This window comes from Yersinia antarctica (assembly GCF_056636475.1).
The window spans coordinates 3,195,821-3,217,534 of the sequence record NZ_JBSJQF010000001.1; the positions used below are offsets into that span (position 1 = coordinate 3,195,821).

Genomic DNA, 21,714 nt, shown 5'->3' on the forward strand with positions numbered 1-21,714 from the left:
GGAGTCATGATGGAACTTCGCAACAAAAAGATTTCTTTAGATCACTTTATGTCAGAACGTTTTCACGTCTTACAAACGTGGCACACCGGCAAAGACGTTGAGAAATTTGAAGATGGCGTTAAGTATCAGCAAACAATTCCTGAGTCGAAAAATTTTGCCCGGGCATTATTTGAAGCAGACCGCCAAGGCATTACGTTGAGCCAACCTCGTGCTGGGGTCGCATTAATCGAAGAACATATCGCACTGCTGACAGCGTTGCAAAAAGATTGCGACCTCCTACCCACCACGATTGATGCCTATACCCGCCTTAATCGTTACGAAGATGCAGCCATCGGCATCCAAAAATCTATCGAAGCAGGGACATCAAAACTCAATGGTTTACCGGTCGTCAACCACGGTGTAACAGCTTGTCGCAGCATTACTGAAAGTTTGTCTAAACCGTTGCAGATCCGTCACGGAACACCTGATGCACGGCTGCTGGCCGAGATAGCAATGGCCAGTGGGTTTACCAGCTACGAAGGCGGCGGGATCTCCTACAACATTCCTTATGCAAAACGCGTAACGCTGGAGAAATCCATTCGTGACTGGCAGTACTGCGATCGCTTGATTGGGGTATATGAAGAGCATGGTATTCGTATTAACCGCGAGCCATTTGGCCCATTGACCGGCACCTTAATCCCGCCGTTTGTGTCCCATGCGGTCGCGATTATTGAAGGTTTACTCGCGCTGGAACAAGGTGTCCGGTCTATCACCGTGGGCTACGGCCAGGTGGGTAATATTGTGCAAGATATCGCGGCTATCCAATCATTACGCGAGCTGGCTCATGAATATTTCCACGCTAATGGCTACGACAATTACGAGTTGAGTACCGTGTTCGGCGCGTGTCAAGGTAGTTGTCGCCTCAGTTAATTCATGCGGCCAACGTTTCACGTTCCGGATTTAACCAGACCTCATCCTGCCGGTGCCAGTTTCTCGTTGAACCTGACCACCGATGTGGATTCTGCATTTTCGCCGCTTCATAGACCGATTTACGCTGCGCCAGTAGTGCCCGATCTTCACCTCTGTGTCGTTGCCCTGGTGTGACGTAACGGATACCACTGTGCCGATGTTCTTCGTTATACCAGCCAACGAAGGTTTCTACCCACGCCTGCGCATCCTCCAGCGTCGCGAAGCCCTTCTCCGGCCAGCTCGGCACGTATTTCAACGTCCTGAACAGCGATTCAACATACGCGTTATCGTTGCTCACCCGTGGCCGGCTGTGCGACGGGGTTATCTTAAGTTCCGCAAGCTTTACCTGCAGCACCTGTGACTTCATCGGGGCTCCGTTATCCGCATGCAGTACCAGCGGCTCCTGCCAACAGCGTTCGCTCAGCACTGTCCGATTCATCAGCTCTGCCGCATGCTCACCACTTTCAACCAAGTGAACCTCGTGACCGACGATTTTGCGGCTGAACACGTCTTCTATCAGGTACAGATAGAACCAGTGTCCTGCCGTCAGCGACCTCAGCCAGGTAATATCCCATGACCACACCTGATTCGGTGCCGTCGCCCTCCAGGTCGATAGCGGCTTGCTTTGCGCTACCCTCTGCCGACCACGGTGCGTTGTTTCGCCAGCACGTCTTAGTATCCGATAAAACGTTGACTCACTGGCGATATAGCGCTTTTCATCCGCCAACAAAGGAACGATTTGCGTCGGTGGCAGGCTGGCGAACCGCAGTTCATGACAGAGGGCTAAAACCTGTTGTTCCTCTTCGGCAGTGAGTTTGTTCTTCGGGATGGGCCGTGACGCCGTGGGTCTGCGGTCATGCGTCCCTTTTCCCCAACGCTGTAATGTTCGCTCACTAAGCCCAATAGACTGGCAAGCCTCGCTCAGCCTCGCGCCTGCAGCAACGGCTTCCTTTACGATTGTCATCAATCGCAGCCTGTCCGGAGTCGGCGTCATTCGTCCCCGTTTTCCTCGACGAACAACGCCTTGAACTTTTTTTGCAATATCAGCAATGCCGCAGCCTCAGCCAACGCCTTATCCTTGCGGGCAATTTCACGCTTAAGCTGATGAATTTCGTTTTGCTGTTTCTTGACGAGTGCTTTCTCTTCACGCGGATCTGGCTGCATTATCTCATTCTTCCACTGCTGAATTTGCTCAGGGTAGAGCCCTTTACGGCGACAGTACTCAGCAACAGCATGGGCGGAAAGAGGTGCCGTTTCAACCAGGATGGCAAAACGAGCCTCACGGGACCATTGCTGCGGGGTTTTTACCTCAACGTGGGTGCTCGCGGTCGAAATACCTGCCTTGGAGCGCCAGGTGTAAAGCGTATTGACAGGGATCCCCTCAGAGCGTGCAATCTGAACAACCGGCTGATTGTGTGGTGGCATCATTCTGGCAATCACAGCGGCTTTAAGCTCAGGTGAATACGTTTTCATTCTTGTTGTCTCCAGCCCCTTGGATGTTTTCAGTTAGAGGCGACAACTACCCTGACATGGGGGGTGTTCCATCAATGGATGGGGGGATTCCCAGAAGATGAGTCCCGTGCATTCGCGGTTATCTCTTGGGGGGCCGCAGTAGCGGGGATGGCCGGTGCTACCAAGGTGATTACCAAAAGCCCACATGAGGCCTACGGGATCCCAACTGCCGAGGCAAATGGTCAAGGATTAAGAGCCTCGAACCAAATGCTGAACATGGTTCGTGACCAAAAATTCCCACCTTGTCTGGAGGTCGATCGCGAGGTTGATCTGATTAAACGTGAAGTTCGCGCCGTTATGAACAAAGTGCTGGAACTGGGTCAGGGCGATATTGCGATAGGTACCGTACGTGCCTTTGAAGCGGGAGTCCTTGATGTGCCATTTGCCCCCGCCACCTGTAACTCCGGCAAAATGATGCCTATCCGCGATAACCACGGCGCCATCCGCGTCTTCGATCCGGGTTCAGTACCCCTGCCCGAAGATGTACTAGCACTCCACCATGATTTTGTTGCTGAACGCGCTAAAGAAGAAGGCCGTGTACCTTCATTCCAAATGATTATTGATGACATTAACGCTGTATCCCACAGTAAATTAATAGGAAGACCATAATGAAAATCAAACACGCTCTGTTCACCGCCGGTTACTCATCTTTCTACTTCGATGACCAACAAGCAATCAAAAATGGCGCGAAATTGGATGGGTTTATCTATCAAGGCAAGCCGGTGACTGAGGGATTCACGTCAATTCGGCAGGCAGGTGAATGCGTCAACATCCAATTAATTTTAGAAAATGGGGCCGTGGCAGTGGGTGACTGTGCCGCAGTGCAATACTCAGGCGCTGGTGGTCGTGATCCTTTGTTTATCGCAGCAAATTTTGTTCCTTTCTTAGAAAAACATATCAAACCCCTACTGGAAGGGCGCGATGTCAGTGAGTTTCGTCTGAATGCCCGTTTCTTTGACGACGTGACCATTGATGGCAAACAGCTACATACCGCCATTCGTTACGGCCTTTCTCAGGCATTGCTGGATGCCACTGCGTTAGCTACCGGGCGTTTAAAAGCCGAGGTAGTGTGTGACGAATGGCATCTGCCGCTGGTTGCCAAACCTATTCCGCTGTTTGGTCAAAGTGGCGATGACCGTTATATCGCTGTGGATAAAATGATCGTTAAAGGCGTCGATGTTCTGCCACATGGTCTTATCAACAACGTTGATGAAAAACTGGGCCGCAATGGCGAAAAACTGCGTGACTATGTGAGTTGGTTAGCCAAACGCGTGGCTGAACTGCGCGTTGATCCTAACTACAAACCGAATCTGCATATTGATGTTTACGGCACCATTGGCCTGATTTTTGACATGGACCCAATGCGGTGCGCTGAATATATCGCCAGTCTGCAAGAACAAGCCGGCGATCTGGATCTGTATATCGAAGGGCCGGTTGATGCGGGCAATAAACCAGACCAAATCCGCCTGTTAACTGAGATTACCCGCAATCTGGCAAAACTCGGTTCGAAAGTCAAAATTGTGGCCGATGAATGGTGTAACACCTATCAAGACATCATCGATTTTACTGATGCGGGTAGTTGTCACATGGTGCAGATCAAAACCCCTGATTTGGGCAGTATTCACAACATCGTGGACGCAGTTCTTTACTGCAATAAAAAAGGGATGGAAGCGTACCAGGGGGGGACTTGTAACGAAACCGATATCAGCGCTCGCACCTGTGTGCATGTCGCTATCGCCTCCCGTCCGATGCGGATGCTAATCAAACCGGGGATGGGTTTTGATGAAGGGATGAACATTGTGTTCAACGAGATGTCTCGCACCATCGCGCAACTTAATGCAAAGGCTAACTGATATGTCTAAGACCTTTAAAATTCTCTCACCAACGGCCATCTTGGGGTACGGATTCCCGGAAGAGAGCTTTATGAAAGCGATGGAGGAGTCACCTGATTTAATCGCCGTAGATGCTGGATCCTCTGACCCCGGCCCTCACTATTTGGGTGCCGGTAAACCTTTTACCGACCGCGCTGGAGTAAAACGCGATCTGCGCTATATGATAACCGCAGGGGTGAAAAATGGTATTCCTGTGGTTATCGGTACTGCGGGTGGTTCAGGTGCTGCACCGCACCTGGAGTGGTGTCGCCAGATAATTTTAGAGATTGCCAAAGAGGAATCGCTCAACTTTACGCTGGCTGTTATCCCTGCCGACGTCAGTAAAGAAGTGGTGCACGCCGCCCTTGATGCCGGCAAGATTCAGTCGCTGGATTTTGTCCCTGAACTGACTCATGAAGCCATTGATGCCACAACCTATATCGTTGCTCAAATGGGGATCGAGCCTTTTCAGGAAGCATTGCAAGCGGGCGCACAAGTGGTGTTAGGTGGCCGTGCTTATGATCCCGCCTGCTTTGCGGCGTTACCGATTATGAGGGGATTCGATGAAGGTCTGGCGTTGCATTGTGGCAAGATTTTGGAATGTGCTGCTATTGCAGCAACACCGGGATCAGGCTCCGACTGCGCAATGGGTATTCTGGACGAAACTGGCTTTACCTTAAAAACCTTCAACGAGAAACGTCAATTTACCGAAACCTCGGCCGCGGCACATACCTTGTATGAAAAATCTGACCCATATTTCTTACCCGGCCCCGGCGGCGTGTTGAACCTGAAAGCCTGTCGCTTTGAAAATGTCGGCAACGGCCAGGTTCGTGTCAGCGGGTCAGTACATGAAAACACGCCATACACCGTGAAGTTGGAAGGCGCACGTCCGGTGGGCTATCGTACCCTGAGTATTGCCGGCACCCGTGATTCCATTATGATTGCCGGTATTGATAATATTTTGGTCGAAGTACGCAACAGTGTCGAAAAAAACCTCAAAATCGATCCTGATGCGGTGAAGCTCAATTTTCATCTGTACGGCAAGAACGGTGTCATGGGCAAAATGGAGCCAGAGCCGGATACCACTTCTTATGAATTGGGTATTTTGCTGGATGTTGTCGCCCCGACTCAAGCCATGGCTGATAGCATATGTTCACTCGCCCGCTCTACTCTGCTTCATTATGGTTATGCCGGGCGAATAGCTACTGCGGGTAATTTGGCCTTCCCATTCTCTCCGTCAGATATTCGAGCGGGACTGGTTTATGAATTCTCCATTTATCATTTGATGGAATACACACCAGAAGTTGTATTTAAATTCCGCCTGGAAAATGTAACAACCGAAGGAGTGGTAGCATGAAAAAATCAATTTTAGATTTGGCACACGTTGTCAGATCGAAAAATGCCGGTCCTTATGAATTAGTGCTGGACATTTTATTTAAGGATAAAGAGATATATTCAAGCATTAAAGCATCAGGGCAATTTAAAAAAGAACTGATTGCGCAACTCTATAAAATTGACCCCAAATTTGTACACCGCATTGTTTGGTTCGATCCCGCCAATGCTGTCAAGGTAGTCATGCCGCGCAGCCTGGTATCGGGTGCAGTAGGCGATACTGACGTCTATGGTGCTCAGCAACATGCACCATTATTGAAACTCGAGTTTAGCATTTAGTATTTCATTAACTGTAGCAATAGAAAAAACACTCTAATAATCCGGTGCACTGCGCTGCGTCATTCGCTTCGTCCTGCACCGTGATTAATATAGAGGCAAATACAACATCAGCACTGTTATTAATTAAGTTTAGAGCAACGATACCACCCTACTTATAAATGGAATCCTTATGAAATCAAAAAATTTGACCACAATGATCATATTGGGTCTGATAATAGGTATTATTGTCGGATTTTTAATTAATTCCTTTAGCAGCCCTGAGTTCGCTAAATCATACTCATCTGAAATATCTATTTTCACCGATATTTTCCTGCGATTGATCAAAATGATCATTGCTCCATTAATCATCTCAACATTAGTGGTTGGGATTGCCAAAATGGGGGATGCCAAAACCTTAGGACGCGTTTTCTCAAAAACGCTGTTCTTGTTCATTTGCGCCGCATTCATTTCCATTCTGCTCGGGTTGGTGATTGTTAACCTGTTAAGACCCGGTGATGGGATTAACTTCGTGGCGGAAACTGCCAGCGCTGTTGACGGTATCGCACCAGTACCATTCTCGGCTAAGGTGTTTATCTCACACGCTATCCCAACCAGTATTGTGGATGCGATGGCACGCAATGAAATCCTGCAAATTGTTGTGTTCTCTATATTTATGGGAATTAGCCTGTCCGCCATCGGTGAAAAAGCTACCCCTATCGTTTCGGTATTAGATTCGTTGGCACACCTGATGCTAAAACTCACAGGTTACGTCATGTTGTTTGCCCCTCTGACCGTATTCGCTGCCATTTCAGCCATGATTTCTGAGCGTGGCTTAAGTGTATTAGTCAGTGCCGGTATCTTTATGGGCGAGTTCTATCTCACCCTCGGCCTGCTGTGGCTTATTTTGATTGGTTGTTCGATACTTCTGATTGGCCGCTGCACGCTGCGCTTAATTAAAGGCATCAGCGAACCCGCGCTGTTAGCTTTTACCACCTCAAGTTCTGAAGCGGCCTTCCCTGGTACGTTAGAGAAATTAGAAGAGTTTGGCGTATCCAACAAAATTGCCAGTTTTGTGTTGCCGATTGGTTATTCCTTTAACCTTGTAGGCTCCATGGCATATTGTTCGTTCGCGGTCATATTTATTGCTCAGGCATGTAATATCCATTTGAGCATGGGTGAGCAAGTCACCATGTTATTGATTCTAATGCTGACTTCTAAGGGCATGGCGGGGGTTCCACGTGCTTCATTAGTGGTTATTGCCGCAACGTTGAGCCAGTTCAATATCCCGGAAGCAGGGTTGATTCTACTGATGGGTGTTGATCCCTTCCTCGATATGGGCCGTTCTGCCACTAATGTGATGAGTAACGCAGTTGGTGCAGCATTGGTTGGGCGTTGGGAAGGTGAACACTATGGTGAAGGCTGCCGTGGCGTGGCAAAAGCGCGCACGGAAACTATCATGGTTAAAGAGATGGCGGTGATTCAAGAGACATTTACTCTCGAGGCGCAGGCCAAGTAATAGCCGCTCTCTGTTTGTTCCCGCTGAAAAAGCAAAAAGCCCAAGCTTGCAATAAGCTTGGGCTTTAAATTTGGCGGAAGGATAGAGATTCGAACTCTAGGACCTGTTACAGTCGACGGTTTTCAAGACCGTTGCCTTAAACCACTCGGCCATCCTTCCAATGGGCAGCATTATCATCTATAGCGCGATGATATGTCTAGTGTTTCATTTAGAAAAAATTGAAATTCGATTCGTTTGGTTAAACTTCACACCAAAATTGGTCAAAAAAAGTCTGTGCGGCTAAAAATGGCGCGACTTTTGATAAACCATCGGTTGTTTTCAATGCACGTAAGAGCTGCCTTCGGCGGATAAACATCCTGTCCTAACAATACCAGCCTGATGACCGACACAAAAAAACGCGGCCAGATTGACCGCGTTCTGCCTCAGAACTTATCCTGTAATCAGAATTAGAACTGGTAAACCACACCAACAGCTACGATATCATCAGTGTTGATACCGGCGTTTTTGGTAAAGGTATTTTCATCCAACAGGTTGATTTTGTAATCAACGTAGGTGGACATATTTTTGTTGAAGGCATAAGTTGCGCCGACATCAACGTATTTCAACAGATCCTGGTCACCATAACCGTTGCCAAGGTCTTTACCTTTGGATTGCAGGTAAGCCACGGATGGGCGCAGGCCGAAATCAAATTGATATTGAGCCACTAACTCAATGTTTTGCGCTTTGTTAGCATAACCTGCATCGGCATTGTTATTGCCGAAATCACCGAAGCGGGTCAGGTTATAAGTCTGAGTATAGTTAGCCGCCAGATAGACATTGTTGGCATCGTATTTCAAACCACCGGTGTATGCATCTGCACGGTCACCGTGACCAAATTTCAGGTTATTTTGATCAGTAGTACGCAGAGAACTGGCCATCGCCGCAGACGCACTCACACCCCAGCCCAAATCGTAAGATACGGACATACCGTAACCATCACCATTCTGCCCTTGTACATCACGGCCATTATTGGTTTCAGTACCGTTACCATTTTTGCCCTGATATTGCAGCGCAAAGTTCAGGCCGTCCACCAGACCAAAGAAGTTGGTGTTACGGTAAGTCGCCATGCCGTTACCACGTTGAGACAGGAAGTTATCCGCACCATATGTATCGCCACCAAACTCTGGCAGCACGTCAGTCCATGAAGTTACGTCGTACAGCACACCATAGTTACGGCCGTAATCCAGAGAACCGTAATCCGCAAATTTCAGACCCGCAAAGCCAACACGCGTGAAGTTGCCTTGATCCTGACTTTCAGCTTTATTCAGGTTTGCCTGATATTCCCACTCGCCATAACCGGTCAGTTGGTCATTAATTTGTGTTTCGCCTTTTAGGCCGAAACGCATGTAGGACTGATCGCCATCATTGCTTTTATTGTCAGAGAAATAATGCAGACCATCAATTTTACCGAACAAGTCCAGTTTGTTGCCGTCTTTGTTGTAAATTTCAGCTGCACCTGCACTACCTGCGACTAATAAAGCCGGAACCAGCAGAGAAAGAACTCGAAGTTTCATCGTTATTATCCTCTATTATTAGATTTGATTATGCCACTGCTCTTTCGAGCAATTACTCCCAATGGGGTTTCTCTATTGTGGGAATAAGATTAGGATTAATCTATACAGAAAATGCTACTAAGTGACGGATAATGTTTCATATACCCAGCAAAGTATTTCAAAATGTAAATACTGGCGAACTTTAACAAATATTAAAAACACTAACGCCAATTCCCAAACGAAATGCAACAAAGTGACCCACCGGTCAGGTACGGATAAAATAGCCGTATTGACCCTGTCGGAGACCCTGTTGCATGAAGGGAAAACATTTGACTCAGCATGAGCGCTTTTACATCGAAAAACGAAAAGCTGAAGGCGTTAATCAGTCCTGCATTGCCAGAGAGCTCGGCGTCTCTCGCTCTACCCTGAGCCGGGAGCTCAGACGTAATACGGACCCCGCCTTCAACGGACTTTACTCCTCCAGACGCGCTGATGCCTTAGCCAGACAACGGCGGGGCGCCACCTCGGCACACAATGCCTGTTTCCCTCTGGGCCAGCAGACACAAGACTTTCTCCGGTAGGCGCTGGCTGTACATACCTCCCCTGAGGTTATCTGTGGGAGACTGAAAATCCAGTTTGATATCGCCGTCAGCAAAAATACCCTCTACCGCTATATCCGTTCGGACAGACAGGCTGGCGGTAAGCTTTACCTTCAGCTCCCTCACCGGGGTAAACGCTATCGCTATGATACGGGTGAGCCCGGACGCACGCCCATCCCGGACAGGGTTGGCATTGAGCACAGGCCTGCTGAGGCTGAACTCAAACAGGTTCCCGGGCATGTTGAAATCGATACGATTTTTGGCAAAGACCAGAAGTCATTCCTGCTGACGGTCGTGGACAAAGCCACAAAGCAGGTCATTATCCGTAAACTCCCCAATAAGTGCGCTGAGAGCGTCGTGGAAGCGTTCAGGGACATCGTGGCGAATACTTTCTGCGAGTTTAAAACCCTGACGGCAGATAACGGACCCGAGTTTGCGAAACATAAGGACATCACTCAGGTAACGGGCGCAAAGGTTTACTTTGCCCGGCCTTATCATTCCTGGGAGCGGGGGTTGAATGAGCATACCAACGGTCTGATACGGCGGTTTTATCCGAAAGGAACCGATTTTAATGGCGTCAGCGATGAAGATATTGCGAGACTGGAGCACATCCTCAACACTCGGGGGCGCAAATCTCTGGAATACAGCTCACCGAATGAGGTATTTTTAGAGTATCTACTCGCTGCATAACGCATGATGGTTTGTTGCGTTTCGTTCGGGAATGGGGCTAAAAATATAGCACTTATAATCAAGAACAAATATAATTCACATATAAAACAACATGTTGAAAAAATACATCAGCAGCACAAATTGATAAGTAAAATACAATAATCGAGGGCTATAATACATCCGCTATCATCATTATTTTTACTTTTATTCACATTGTGGCTTATGTGGCCAGATAATTAGTTAGTGTTACGGCCGGTCTTTGACCGGCTTTTTTATTGCCAATAATATATAGTTAAGTATATTCATAGTGAGCACGTATTAACAAGATGAAATAGTAGCCGAATAATATAGTTTCATAGTTTTATTTAAGCACAAATAGCTTAAAAATATCTAATCAGTGATTATAATGCCCTATGGATGACCGTTCAATTATTCATCAACGATGAATAATTGAACGGTTCACTCTCTACTAGAAATAATCCTCGGCTAATCATTTTTGATTTTAAGCCACAATCTTATTGAGTGATACGGTTATCCTGCGGTGTATTTAGGATGATAAAAACCACATTTTAGCCTAATGAGTAGCTAAAGAGAGGCCAGCTATGCCATGCATATATAGGGCTTAGAGTCATGGGGTGCCCGCAAGCAACCGTATATAAAAAGCAACTATTCTACTAATCCAGACAAATCCCTTCGACCCGCATTTCTCTTTGTGATAGAAACATCTGTCAATATCACTTGTTCGTTTCAATCGCAGATCTGATACCTCATGACCACCAAAGTACTCCAACAAACATTGCAGCCAGGTGTTGCACAGCAAGTCTCGACCCGACTGGCATTCTTTATTGCAGGATTGGGTATGGCCGCTTGGGCCCCTCTGGTGCCTTTTGCCAAAGCGCGTATCGGTCTTAACGATGCGTCGTTGGGCTTACTGCTATTGTGTATTGGTATCGGTTCGATGCTGGCAATGCCCCTGACCGGGGTACTAACGGCAAAATGGGGTTGCCGCCCAGTGATTTTACTGGCAGGGGCAGTGCTGTGCCTCGATCTTCCCTTGTTAGTCCTGATGAATACCCCGGTGACGATGGCTCTCGCTCTGCTCGTATTCGGTGCTGCTATGGGCATAATAGATGTCGCCATGAATATTCAGGCGGTTATTGTTGAAAAAGCCAGTGGCCGGGCCATGATGTCCGGTTTCCACGGTCTGTTTAGTGTCGGAGGGATTGCCGGTGCTGGTGGCGTGAGTGCTTTATTATGGTTGGGGCTAAGCCCATTGGCGGCGATTATCGCTACCGTGGTGCTAATGATTGTTCTCCTGCTCACTGCCAATAAGAATTTGCTACGAGGTAGCGGAGAAGCCCATGACGGCCCACTGTTTGTTTTGCCGCGTGGTTGGGTGATGTTTATTGGCTTCCTGTGCTTTGTTATGTTTCTGGCCGAAGGCTCGATGCTTGACTGGAGTGCGGTTTTCCTGACTACACTGCGCGGTATGGACCCCTCACAAGCGGGAATGGGATATGCGGTATTTGCCATCGCCATGACACTCGGGCGTTTGAATGGCGATCGGATTGTCAACGGATTGGGCCGATACAAGGTATTATTAGGTGGCAGTCTGTGTGCTGCGCTTGGGATTATCATTGCGATAAGCGTTGATAGCTCAATTGCCGCTCTTTTGGGCTTTATGCTCGTAGGGCTTGGGGCATCCAATGTCGTGCCTATCTTATTTACCGCCGCCGGTAACCAAAACGTGATGCCAGCCAATTTGGCGGTAGCATCGATTACCACCATCGGATACGCCGGGATTTTAGCCGGGCCTGCGGCAATTGGGTTTGTCGCACAATTAAGCAATTTATCGGTGGCTTTTGGCTGTGTGGCGTTACTATTACTGACCGTCACTGCCAGCGCCAGAGCCGTCACGCGCTAATCAAGGAATATGCATTATCGTTATGCAAAATAACTCGTTATCTACCAGTTCTGCGAATATCACTCGCTGTTTCTGGCTGTTTATCGTCCTGCTGCTCGTCACGATGGGCCTGTATAGCTACAACTATACCAATGCCTATCTGGCAGAAAAAAAATACGCGCTAACGACTATCGCCGCAGGCCTGCAACAACGTATCGATGATTACCGCTATCATACCTATCAGATATACGATTTAGCCAATAACCCCAATATGTCTGAGAAAAGTATCCTCTCCGCACAAGAGGTCCGGCTACGCCCTGATATTTACTATATCGAAAAGCCGCGCAGAAAAACTGACTCGGTCATTTTTGGCAATCACGAGCCAGCAACACTGCCGATGATCTTGCAGATATCTGACTATCTTGATAGCCATTGGGGGTCACAAAATGATACTTACTCGATGTATTATCTTAACGGCCAAGATAATAGTCTGACACTCATCACCACCCAGGCATTAAAAGAAGTCACTTCGCGTTTTAAAGAAAGTTACCTGACCGTTGCTGCTGAATCTCGGCGCGCGGAAATGTTGCAACAGGCCAATACCTTAGATGAACGTGAGAGTTTCTCACCGTTACGTAAATTTCGCTTTCAGAACGCCTACTATTTTACGCTGAGAACCACATTTAACCATCCTGGGCATTTGGCTACCGTTATCGCTTTTGACTTACCAATTAATGACTTAATACCTTCCAACATGGCGCGTTCTAACTTTTTGCTGCAACAAGATAAGACTCCCATTAATGAAGGTATGGCGCCCGAGGACATTGTAGCAACCAGCGTGGCATTGAATGGTTCCTGGCTAGAATTTTCAGCCCCTCTGGCGAATGCCGCGCTGAAAATTGTCTATCGTGTCCCGGTCGGGGGGTTAGCCATTGATTTGCTGAGAAACAACTTTTGGCTCCTTTTGTCCAATATATTGTTGCTAGTACTGGCTGTTTTAGGCATCTATTTTGTGCGCCGCCAATATGTGCGCCCAAGTGCAGATATGGTCGAACAGTTAGAAACACAGAAATCACTGAGTCAGGAGATTATTACCAGCCTGCCACAAGGGTTATTGGTCTATAACTTCAGCAACAGCACTGTAGTCGCCAGTAACCAGATTGCCGATAACCTGATGCCCCATCTAAATCTGCAAAAAATTGCTCATATGGCAGAACAGCACCACGGGGTGATTCAGGGCACGGTAAATAATGAAGTTTATGAGATTCGGATGTTCCGCAGCCAGATTTCACCAGAAACCTATCTGTTCCTGCTTCATGATCAGGATAAAGAGGTACTGGTAAATAAAAAGCTGCAACAAGCAAGGCGTGAATACGACAAAAACCTGCAAGCCCGCAAATTGATGTTGCACAACTTGGGGATTGAGCTGAATCAACCTATCAACAACCTCAATCAGATAGCCCATGAGCTCCAGAACACCACCGACTTACAGCAACAACAGAATCTGAAAGCCAAATTGGTAGCGCAAACTGACACTATCGCCGAGTTGATAGATAACATTACCCTCCTGACGCGGCTGGAGACTCAGGACTGGCAGCCTGAACAGGGGGCCTTCTCTCTATCAGCATTAATCGATGCGCTACTGCTGGAGGTACTGCCTGCGATAAATCAGAAAGGTTTAACGCTGTTTAATCACTATCATGTCAATATCGATCAGGATTACATCGGCGATGAAAAAATCTTACGTAAAATACTGTCGCTGCTACTGCATTATTCTGTTATCACCACAGCTTATGGGAAAATCACGCTCAATGTTGGCCACGAACCCGGGCATCCAGAACAACTGATTATCCAGATAACCGATACTGGTGTCGGTATTTCTGATGAAGAGATCAGTAATCTTAATTATCCTTTCCTCAGTCAAACATTGGTTGACCGATACAACCATGGCTCGGGGTTAACATTCTTTTTATGTAACCAATTATGTAAGAAATTAAACGGCCAACTTGAGATTCGCAGTAAAGTAGATATAGGTACTCGCTATACTATCCGTGTATCCATGGCTATCCAAAATGAACAAGTAGAGGAGCAAGAAAAATTATTGGACGGAGTTACGGCGCTATTAGATATAACTTCAGAAGAAGTACGTTCAATTATCACCACGTTATTGAATTCATTCGGCGCCAATTGCATTGTCGCGGATGATCGTTTGCCAGGGCGGGATTACGATGTAACCTTAACGGATAACCCACAACAGTATGATAACTTTACCTTATTGCTAGTCTCAGACGAGGTGGGTTTACAGCAGTTGCAGGATAATTATATTCGGGTAAATTATAATTTGGGCAGCGCTGTCATTGATGCAATATTATTATTAATCGAGCAACGAATCTTATCAGATGAGTCTCCTGAAGAGTCTGAATCCATTGCTGCTGATGATATAAATACCTACGAGCAACAACTAAAGTCCAGTGACTATTATTCCTTATTTGTTGAGACAGTACCGGTAGATCTGAAGAAACTGTATACTGAAGTTCAGCAACGTGATTTCATATCGCTTTCGCAGACCGCACATCGATTGAAAGGCGTATTTGCTATGTTGAACCTGATACTTGGCAAACAGCTATGTGAAACATTAGAACAGCATATCGCAGATGGCGATCGGTTGAAGATCGAAAATAGCATCAGTCAAATTGATTCTTTCGTCACCAGACTGTTGCAGCAAGGTAACCCATAACCATGAACAACCTTAATGTAATTATTGCTGATGACCATCCAATTGTGTTGTTTGGCATCCTAAAGTCGCTTGAGCAAATTGAATGGGTAAACGTTGTCGGGGAGTTTGAAGACTCTACAGCGCTTATTAACAGTTTGTCTAAACTTGATGCCAATGTGCTAATTACCGACCTCTCCATGCCTGGGGATAAGTACGGTGATGGCATCACTCTGATAAAATATATAAAAAGGCATTACCCAGATTTAGCCATAATTGTTCTGACCATGAATAATAATCCCGCTATTCTTAGTTCAGTTTTGGACTTGGATATTGATGGGATAGTATTAAAGCAAGGCGCACCAGCCGACTTGCCTAAGGCATTGGCCGCACTACAAAAAGGGAAGAAATTCACCCCAGAGAGCGTGGCTAAACTGCTAGAGAAAATCAGTGCTAATGGTTACGGTGATAAACGTTTATCACCGAAAGAGAGTGAAGTTTTACGGTTATTTGCTGAAGGTTTCTTAGTGACTGAAATTGCCAGAAAACTCAATCGCAGCATTAAAACCATCAGTAGCCAGAAGAAATCGGCCATGATGAAGCTGGGCGTAGATAATGATATCGCGCTGTTAAACTATCTTTCATCTGTAACCATTAGTCAGGTTGATAAAGAACAATAATCTTTATCTACCGATATAATCTCAAGCCCGGTGTTGCTCAGCAAAATTTACTCAGTGACCTCGGGCTTATTTTTATCCATTTTTCCATTCATGCTATTAATGCATTAACTCTCGTTATAACAACCAAACGACCTAAACAGCTAACCCCTGCGGCTTCAAGACCAAGATATAAGCCAAAGTAATTGGAGTTGCAGGTAGGCAGCAAACGAATAAATCCCGAGGAGCTTACTCACGTAAGTGATTCGGGTGAATGAGTGCAGCTAACACCCCTGCGGCTTCAAGTACGAAGGCTTTAACGTGAACGGCGGACTTTGTCACTATAGTAAACCAACATCTGGCGCAATGTATCCAGTGTCACTGGCTTGGACAAACAGTTATCCATCCCTGCTTCAATACAGCGTTGTTTGCCTTCAGCTAATGCATTGGCGGTTACACCAATGATCGGGAAATGATGGTTTAACTGCCGCAGGCGCTGAGTCAGACGATAACCATCCATATTTGGCATGTTCACGTCAGTCAGTACAATATCGACATTATTGGCACTCAATACTGCCAGAGCATCCAACCCATCATTCGCGGTAATCACTTGGTAGCCCAGAGTGGTGAGCTGATCGGCTAACAAGCGGCGATTAATGGGATGATCGTCCACAACCAGAATTTGCAAGTCTGCATTCTCATCCTGATTTGCTTTCGGTGCTGGCAACTGTAATGGCGCGCACTCAACCAATTGTTGTTCCAGCAATATCTGGTCCAATAGCGGGATAATCTCGAGTAGGGTCGATGTGCTCAGTAACCAATAGCCTGGACGCGTCTCTTGTGGCAGACCAATGTGCTCAATGGAGATTTGAATCCACGTCGATAGAGGTGCGTTTATTTGCGGTAAGTAATCACAAATCAGCACTTGATCCTGCAAGGTCTGTTCATTACTGTAACGCCGGATCGTGGCTCCAAAATGACGCAATAAATCAAGTAAATAGCTTTCCAACCGCGCATTGCGGATATCCAACCACAAGGTTTTCCCTTGCCAACGGTCGCTTTGCGGTAACACGGCATTTTTAGCCCGATTGCCATTTTCGGCAAAATATAATGGAATGCGGATAGCAAAAATACTGCCCATTCCTAGCTCTGAAACCACTTCAACATCGCCATCCATCAGGTTGACCAACTTCTCACAGATAGCCAGGCCTAGCCCCGTCCCTTGAAAATGGCGCTGCACTCCAGTTCCAACCTGGAAGAATGGATCAAATAACTGGTTAATCTCACGTGAATTAATCCCCACGCCGGTATCTCGCACTCGGAATTCCAGATAATCACCGCGCACCCGTACTTGCAAGATAATACAGCCAGTATCTGTAAATTTTATAGCATTATTCAACAGGTTAGAAATCACCTGTTGCAAACGGACAGGATCGCCGAGCATCTGTCGTGGTACATCAGGCTCAATAAAGCAGTAGAGACCTAAGCGTTTTTTGACCACCAGCGGTAAATAGTTAGCCGTAATATGGGTTATCACCTCCACGGTAGAGAACTCACTCGGCTCAATTTTCAGTTGTTCAGATTCTATTTTAGAAAAATCGAGGATGTCGCTGATAATTTTGAGTAATAAGCCTGACGAATTATTCATCGCCGTCACCAGCCGCTCAACACCGTGAGGTAACTCTTTGGTTTGCAACAAATCGAGGTTACCGATAATCCCATATAGCGGCGTGCGCAACTCATGGCTGACCGTGGCTAAAAACATCGATTTTGATTGGCTGGCCTGCTCCGCCGCCGCCGCCATCTCTTGCAGTGACTCTTCCATTTTGACCCGCGAGCTGACGTCAACCAGCACACAGATAGCCACATCTTCATTACGATAACGGGAGTGAACAAAGCTAATTTGTAGATTATTGTTATTGCTGGTCATGACATCGACAAAGTTCGCCTGCTGCTCACAAATAATGCGTGTAATACGTTCGCGATCCTCATTCGTCAGCAAATTAATATAATTATGTGCCAATTCATTGCTGAGGATATTGGTCCCGTCACTAATGCGCAGAATAGAAATGCCCACAGGAGCCGAAGCGACAATTTTGCGGTTGAACTGTTCATGTTCCTCCAGCCTCAAAGCGTTATCTTCTGCTGGATGGAACATTTTTCGCTCAAATAGCCACGCCAGAGTAAAGATCACAACACCAGAAAGCGCATTCAGAAGAAATGCATTAAAAATTAATAACTTGAACGTATCTATTATCGTTCTAACCGGCAAGGAATAAGCGATGCTGAGGGTTGATGGCAGTAAATTCTTTTTTAGAATAAGCGAGTTGTAGTCATCAACGTAGCCAAAATAAGACGGAGAATCAGGGTAATCGTCTAACATCGAAGCATACCGTTCCCCTGTTGCTAACCGTAATACCGGCTCATTATCCTGATCAAGTAATGTCACGCCGACAGGCAATGTCCCGGAAGAGATAAAATCCTCCAGGCGGATAGTTTGCTCAGTACCCACCATTGCCTCTAGCTTGTTGCCCACATAGAGGGGGGTCAGGACATATAAGGTACCAATTTCAGGCCGCACACCCGGTACTATCCAATACAACGTGCTGTCTTTATCCTGATTTTTTGCATCTCGATATTTTAAAATATTTTCATTCAATGACTTAAGCAGACTCTCCTGCTCCATCGGGGTATTGCGAATATCGAAATCCACCATGCACAGCGTGTCGCTGCCAATAAAGAATATCCGGTTAAGGTCATAAGCTGCAGCAAAGTTCTCTTTCCAGTACAGAATCAGGTTACTAAGAGAACTTAATGAAGAGTGGCGCGACGAATTAAGTGCAGCACAATCCGCACCGGTATTAAGCGGATGATATTGTGGTGTCGTTTTGTTTTTGATAAAAGCGCCAGCAGCGATATCACTGCTCGCCGAATCCTGATTTAATCTGTTTTCCGCCATATACTTGATATCGCGGATGATATCGGCAGAGTGCCTGATGTAGCTCTGAGCCTGCTCAAAGTTAGTATTATATTCCTGACGGATGTCAGATTTTTTCTCGTTGAGGATGTTCAGGATATAAAAAGTGGTCAACAATGCACCAAGTGACCATAACATAATGGCCAATACCCGAAACAAGTAACGGGATATTTTCAGTGTCGTGCGAAATGAAGAGAGATATTTCAATCTGATTCCAGGGTGGAAAGTAGGGCCAGACAGGCTGCATGAGCAACAGAATACACTACCAATAGCCCATAAAAAAGCCAGCTCGTAAGCTGGCTCTTGTTTTCAACAACGCATTATACGTTGTCGTCCTCATCTTCAGCATCGCCTTCTTCTGCTTCATCAGCAGCATCTTCATCTTCTGGTGTATTCAGTGCAGCATCGTCTTCGCCGCCCTCTTCACCTTCTAATGATTCGCCATCAAGGATTTCATCATCCTCTTCTGGCTCAGCAACACGTTGCAGACCAACGACATGCTCATCTTCTGCGGTACGGATCAGCGTCACACCTTGGGTATTACGCCCCACGACACTCACCTCAGATACGCGAGTACGCACCAGAGTACCCGCATCGGTGATCATCATGATCTGGTCAGTCGGAGCCACCTGAACAGCCCCCACAACCTTACCATTACGCTCACTGACTTTAATGGAGATAACACCCTGAGTCGCACGGGACTTGGTTGGGTACTCTTCCACTGCGGTACGCTTACCATAACCGTTTTCAGTCACAGTCAAGATTTCGCCATCACCACGTGGGATAATCAGAGAAATAACCCGATCATCACCATTGAGGTTGATACCACGTACACCGGTCGCAGTACGGCCCATCGAACGGACCTGTGACTCAGGGAAGCGAACCACTTTACCCAATGCAGAGAACAGCATGACTTCATTGCTGCCATCGGTCAGATCCACACCAATCAGCTCATCGCCTTCATTCAGATTGACGGCAATAATACCGGCGCTGCGTGGACGACTGAACTCGGTCAAAGCGGTTTTCTTCACGGTGCCGCTGGCGGTCGCCATAAAGATGTGACGGCCTTCTTCATATTCCCGCACTGGCAGAATGGCGGTAATACGCTCATTTGGCTCAAGCGGCAATAAGTTGACGATCGGACGACCACGTGCACCACGGCTGGCTTCCGGCAACTGATAGACCTTCATCCAATAGAGACGGCCACGGCTGGAGAAGCACAAAATAGTATCATGGGTATTGGCAACCAACAGACGATCAATGAAGTCTTCTTCTTTGATACGGGCAGCCGACTTACCTTTACCACCACGGCGCTGAGCTTCGTAATCCGTCAGCGGTTGATATTTGACGTAGCCCTGATGGGACAGCGTCACAACCACATCTTCCTGATTAATCAGATCTTCGATGTTGATGTCGGAAGTATTAGCCGTTATCTCAGTACGACGTGCGTCGTTATATTGCTCTTTGATAGCAACCAATTCTTCACGGATAACCTCCATCAGGCGATCCGGGTTTTCCAGAATAAAGATCAACTCACCAATTAAGGTCAACAGCTCTTTATACTCATCCAGCAGTTTTTCATGCTCCAGGCCCGTCAGTTTCTGCAAACGCAGATCCAAGATTGCCTGAGCTTGTTGCTCGGTGAGGAAATATCTGCCGTCACGGATACCGTATTCAGCTTCCAGCCACTCAGGGCGGGCAGCGTCATCACCGGCACGTTCCAACATTGACGCCACGTTGCCTAATTCCCATGAATTGGCAATCAAGCCCGCTTTGGCTTCAGCAGGAGTGGCGGCACGGCGGATCAATTCGATAATCGGATCGATGTTAGCCAGTGCAATTGCCAATGCTTCAAGGATGTGTGCGCGGTCACGTGCTTTACGCAGTTCAAAAATGGTACGACGCGTCACCACTTCACGACGGTGGCGCACAAATGCAACCAGAATGTCTTTCAGGTTAAGCAATTTAGGCTGCCCTTGAGACAGAGCCACCATATTGATACCGAAAGTCACCTGAAGTTGCGTCAGTGAATAGAGGTTATTTAGAACCACTTCCCCGACGGCGTCACGTTTAATCTCAATCACGATACGCATGCCGTCTTTATCAGACTCATCACGTAACGCGCTGATGCCTTCTACGCGTTTCTCTTTGACCAGCTCAGCGATTTTCTCAATCAACCGTGCTTTGTTCACCTGATACGGGATCTCGTGAACAATAATGGTTTCACGGCCGGTTTTCGCGTCAGCTTCAACTTCAGCACGGGCACGGATATAGACCTTGCCACGGCCAGTACGATAAGCCTCTTCAATACCACGGCGACCATTAATAATGGCGGCTGTTGGGAAATCTGGACCTGGAATGAACTCCATCAACCCTTCAATGGTGATGTTTTCATCTTCGATCAGAGCCAGACAGCCATCAATAACCTCAGACAGGTTATGTGGCGGAATATTGGTTGCCATCCCTACGGCAATACCTGACGAACCGTTAACCAACAGGTTAGGGATTCGGGTTGGCATCACTGCGGGGATCTGTTCCGTACCATCATAGTTAGGCACGAAGTCAACGGTATCTTTTTCTAAATCCGCTAACAATTCGTGAGCAATTTTAGACATACGGATTTCGGTATAACGCATCGCCGCAGCAGAATCGCCATCGACGGAACCGAAGTTGCCCTGCCCATCCACCAGCATATAGCGCAGTGAGAACGGCTGGGCCATACGCACAATTGTGTCGTAGACCGCGCTGTCACCATGCGGGTGATATTTACCGATAACGTCCCCGACTACACGGGCCGATTTTTTGTATGGTTTATTCCAGTCATTACCCAGTACATTCATCGCATACAGTACGCGACGGTGCACCGGTTTCAGTCCATCCCGGACATCTGGTAAAGCACGTCCGACAATAACGGACATCGCATAATCCAGATAGGAGCTTTTCAGCTCTTCCTCGATGTTGACCGGTGTTATTTCTCTGGCAAGGTCGCTCATTGAGCCGCTATCCCTCTACTAATTACCGGATTTAAAGGTACGAAACTATATCACAAAACCCAGATTTTGGCGAAACTACGTGATGTTTGTCGAAACGACTTTATGTCGGGCTTATCCGCCTAACTTAACGGTATTATTCTGCGTCAATTGGAAGGGAACATGTATAATCTGCGCA

13 protein-coding genes, 1 tRNA gene and 2 pseudogenes are annotated in these 21,714 nt (G+C 47.1%); 11 read left to right on the forward strand and 5 right to left on the reverse strand.

The annotated features are described in order from the left end of the window. Positions 1–9: 9 nt before the first annotated feature. Positions 10–891: pseudogene (locus ACWJJO_RS14845) on the forward strand (methylaspartate mutase subunit E); the annotation flags it as partial. A gap of 19 nt (positions 892–910) precedes the next feature. Here the strand turns inward: ACWJJO_RS14845 and ACWJJO_RS14850 are convergent. Then, a protein-coding gene (locus tag ACWJJO_RS14850) for an IS3 family transposase (RefSeq protein ID WP_481090522.1) occupies positions 911–2,421 on the reverse strand; the annotation gives its coding sequence in 2 pieces (ribosomal slippage) (positions 911–1,986 and positions 1,986–2,421; 1,512 coding nt in all). A 63-nt stretch (positions 2,422–2,484) separates the two neighbouring features. Between ACWJJO_RS14850 and ACWJJO_RS14855 the strand changes: the two are divergent. From ACWJJO_RS14855 to ACWJJO_RS14875, 5 genes and pseudogenes are all read left to right on the forward strand, one after another. Then, positions 2,485–3,069, forward strand: a pseudogene (locus ACWJJO_RS14855) (methylaspartate mutase subunit E); the annotation flags it as partial. Continuing rightward, a complete protein-coding gene (locus tag ACWJJO_RS14860) occupies positions 3,069–4,313 on the forward strand; it encodes a methylaspartate ammonia-lyase (protein ID WP_102970385.1) in 1,245 nt (414 codons plus the stop codon). The pseudogene ACWJJO_RS14855 and the gene ACWJJO_RS14860, both read left to right, overlap by 1 nt. A gap of 1 nt (position 4,314) precedes the next feature. After that, positions 4,315–5,688, forward strand: a complete 1,374-nt coding sequence (locus ACWJJO_RS14865) for an acyclic terpene utilization AtuA family protein (protein ID WP_481091190.1) — start codon at positions 4,315–4,317, stop codon at positions 5,686–5,688. Then, positions 5,685–6,002: a DUF4387 domain-containing protein gene (locus ACWJJO_RS14870; protein WP_083158307.1), complete on the forward strand. Its 318-nt coding sequence runs from the start codon at positions 5,685–5,687 to the stop codon at positions 6,000–6,002. Before ACWJJO_RS14865 ends, ACWJJO_RS14870 begins: the two co-directional genes overlap by 4 nt. A gap of 169 nt (positions 6,003–6,171) precedes the next feature. Beyond that, on the forward strand, positions 6,172–7,497 hold the full coding sequence (locus tag ACWJJO_RS14875) for a dicarboxylate/amino acid:cation symporter (protein ID WP_083158306.1): 1,326 nt from the start codon (positions 6,172–6,174) through the stop codon (positions 7,495–7,497). A 71-nt stretch (positions 7,498–7,568) separates the two neighbouring features. Here the strand turns inward: ACWJJO_RS14875 and ACWJJO_RS14880 are convergent. Beyond that, a tRNA-Ser gene (locus ACWJJO_RS14880) sits at positions 7,569–7,656 on the reverse strand. Positions 7,657–7,943: 287 nt separating this feature from the next. Continuing rightward, a complete protein-coding gene (gene ompC, locus ACWJJO_RS14885; protein WP_083158305.1) occupies positions 7,944–9,050 on the reverse strand; it encodes a porin OmpC in 1,107 nt (368 codons plus the stop codon). A gap of 293 nt (positions 9,051–9,343) precedes the next feature. On the opposite strand from ompC, the gene ACWJJO_RS14890 reads away from it, so the two are divergent. The 5 genes from ACWJJO_RS14890 to rcsB all read left to right on the forward strand — a co-directional run bounded on the left by ACWJJO_RS14890 (position 9,344) and on the right by rcsB (position 15,593). Next, entirely contained in the window at positions 9,344–9,610 is a 267-nt protein-coding gene (locus ACWJJO_RS14890) for a helix-turn-helix domain-containing protein (RefSeq protein ID WP_481091191.1), read from the forward strand. Positions 9,611–9,613: 3 nt separating this feature from the next. Next, on the forward strand, positions 9,614–10,318 hold the full coding sequence (locus ACWJJO_RS14895) for an IS30 family transposase (protein ID WP_481091595.1): 705 nt from the start codon (positions 9,614–9,616) through the stop codon (positions 10,316–10,318). Between the two features lie 748 nt (positions 10,319–11,066). Further along, positions 11,067–12,221, forward strand: coding sequence for an MFS transporter (locus tag ACWJJO_RS14900; RefSeq protein WP_481091192.1), 1,155 nt, complete (start codon positions 11,067–11,069; stop codon positions 12,219–12,221). A gap of 22 nt (positions 12,222–12,243) precedes the next feature. Continuing rightward, complete coding sequence (rcsD, locus tag ACWJJO_RS14905) at positions 12,244–14,937, forward strand: phosphotransferase RcsD (protein ID WP_442848622.1); 2,694 nt, start codon at positions 12,244–12,246, stop codon at positions 14,935–14,937. A 2-nt stretch (positions 14,938–14,939) separates the two neighbouring features. After that, a complete protein-coding gene (rcsB, locus tag ACWJJO_RS14910; protein ID WP_481091193.1) occupies positions 14,940–15,593 on the forward strand; it encodes a response regulator transcription factor RcsB in 654 nt (217 codons plus the stop codon). A gap of 292 nt (positions 15,594–15,885) precedes the next feature. On the opposite strand, the gene rcsC is transcribed toward rcsB, so the two are convergent. Together rcsC and gyrA are read right to left on the reverse strand one after the other, a co-directional pair. Next, positions 15,886–18,753, reverse strand: coding sequence for a two-component system sensor histidine kinase RcsC (gene rcsC / locus ACWJJO_RS14915; RefSeq protein ID WP_372569366.1), 2,868 nt, complete (start codon positions 18,751–18,753; stop codon positions 15,886–15,888). 113 nt (positions 18,754–18,866) lie between these two features. Further along, entirely contained in the window at positions 18,867–21,539 is a 2,673-nt protein-coding gene (gene gyrA / locus ACWJJO_RS14920; protein WP_083158301.1) for a DNA topoisomerase (ATP-hydrolyzing) subunit A, read from the reverse strand. Between the last annotated feature and the right edge of the window lie 175 nt (positions 21,540–21,714).

Excerpts from the sequence above, each read along its gene's own strand:
- ompC (WP_083158305.1), bottom strand. The coding sequence starts at position 9,050 with ATGAAACTTCGAGTTCTTTCTCTGCTGGTTCCGGCTTTATTAGTCGCA.
- rcsB (WP_481091193.1), top strand. The coding sequence starts at position 14,940 with ATGAACAACCTTAATGTAATTATTGCTGATGACCATCCAATTGTGTTG.
- ACWJJO_RS14865 (WP_481091190.1), top strand. The coding sequence starts at position 4,315 with ATGTCTAAGACCTTTAAAATTCTCTCACCAACGGCCATCTTGGGGTAC.
- ACWJJO_RS14875 (WP_083158306.1), top strand. The coding sequence starts at position 6,172 with ATGAAATCAAAAAATTTGACCACAATGATCATATTGGGTCTGATAATA.
- ACWJJO_RS14860 (WP_102970385.1), top strand. The coding sequence starts at position 3,069 with ATGAAAATCAAACACGCTCTGTTCACCGCCGGTTACTCATCTTTCTAC.
- ACWJJO_RS14900 (WP_481091192.1), top strand. The coding sequence starts at position 11,067 with ATGACCACCAAAGTACTCCAACAAACATTGCAGCCAGGTGTTGCACAG.
- rcsD (WP_442848622.1), top strand. The coding sequence starts at position 12,244 with ATGCAAAATAACTCGTTATCTACCAGTTCTGCGAATATCACTCGCTGT.
- ACWJJO_RS14890 (WP_481091191.1), top strand. The coding sequence starts at position 9,344 with ATGAAGGGAAAACATTTGACTCAGCATGAGCGCTTTTACATCGAAAAA.
- ACWJJO_RS14870 (WP_083158307.1), top strand. The coding sequence starts at position 5,685 with ATGAAAAAATCAATTTTAGATTTGGCACACGTTGTCAGATCGAAAAAT.
- gyrA (WP_083158301.1), bottom strand. The coding sequence starts at position 21,539 with ATGAGCGACCTTGCCAGAGAAATAACACCGGTCAACATCGAGGAAGAG.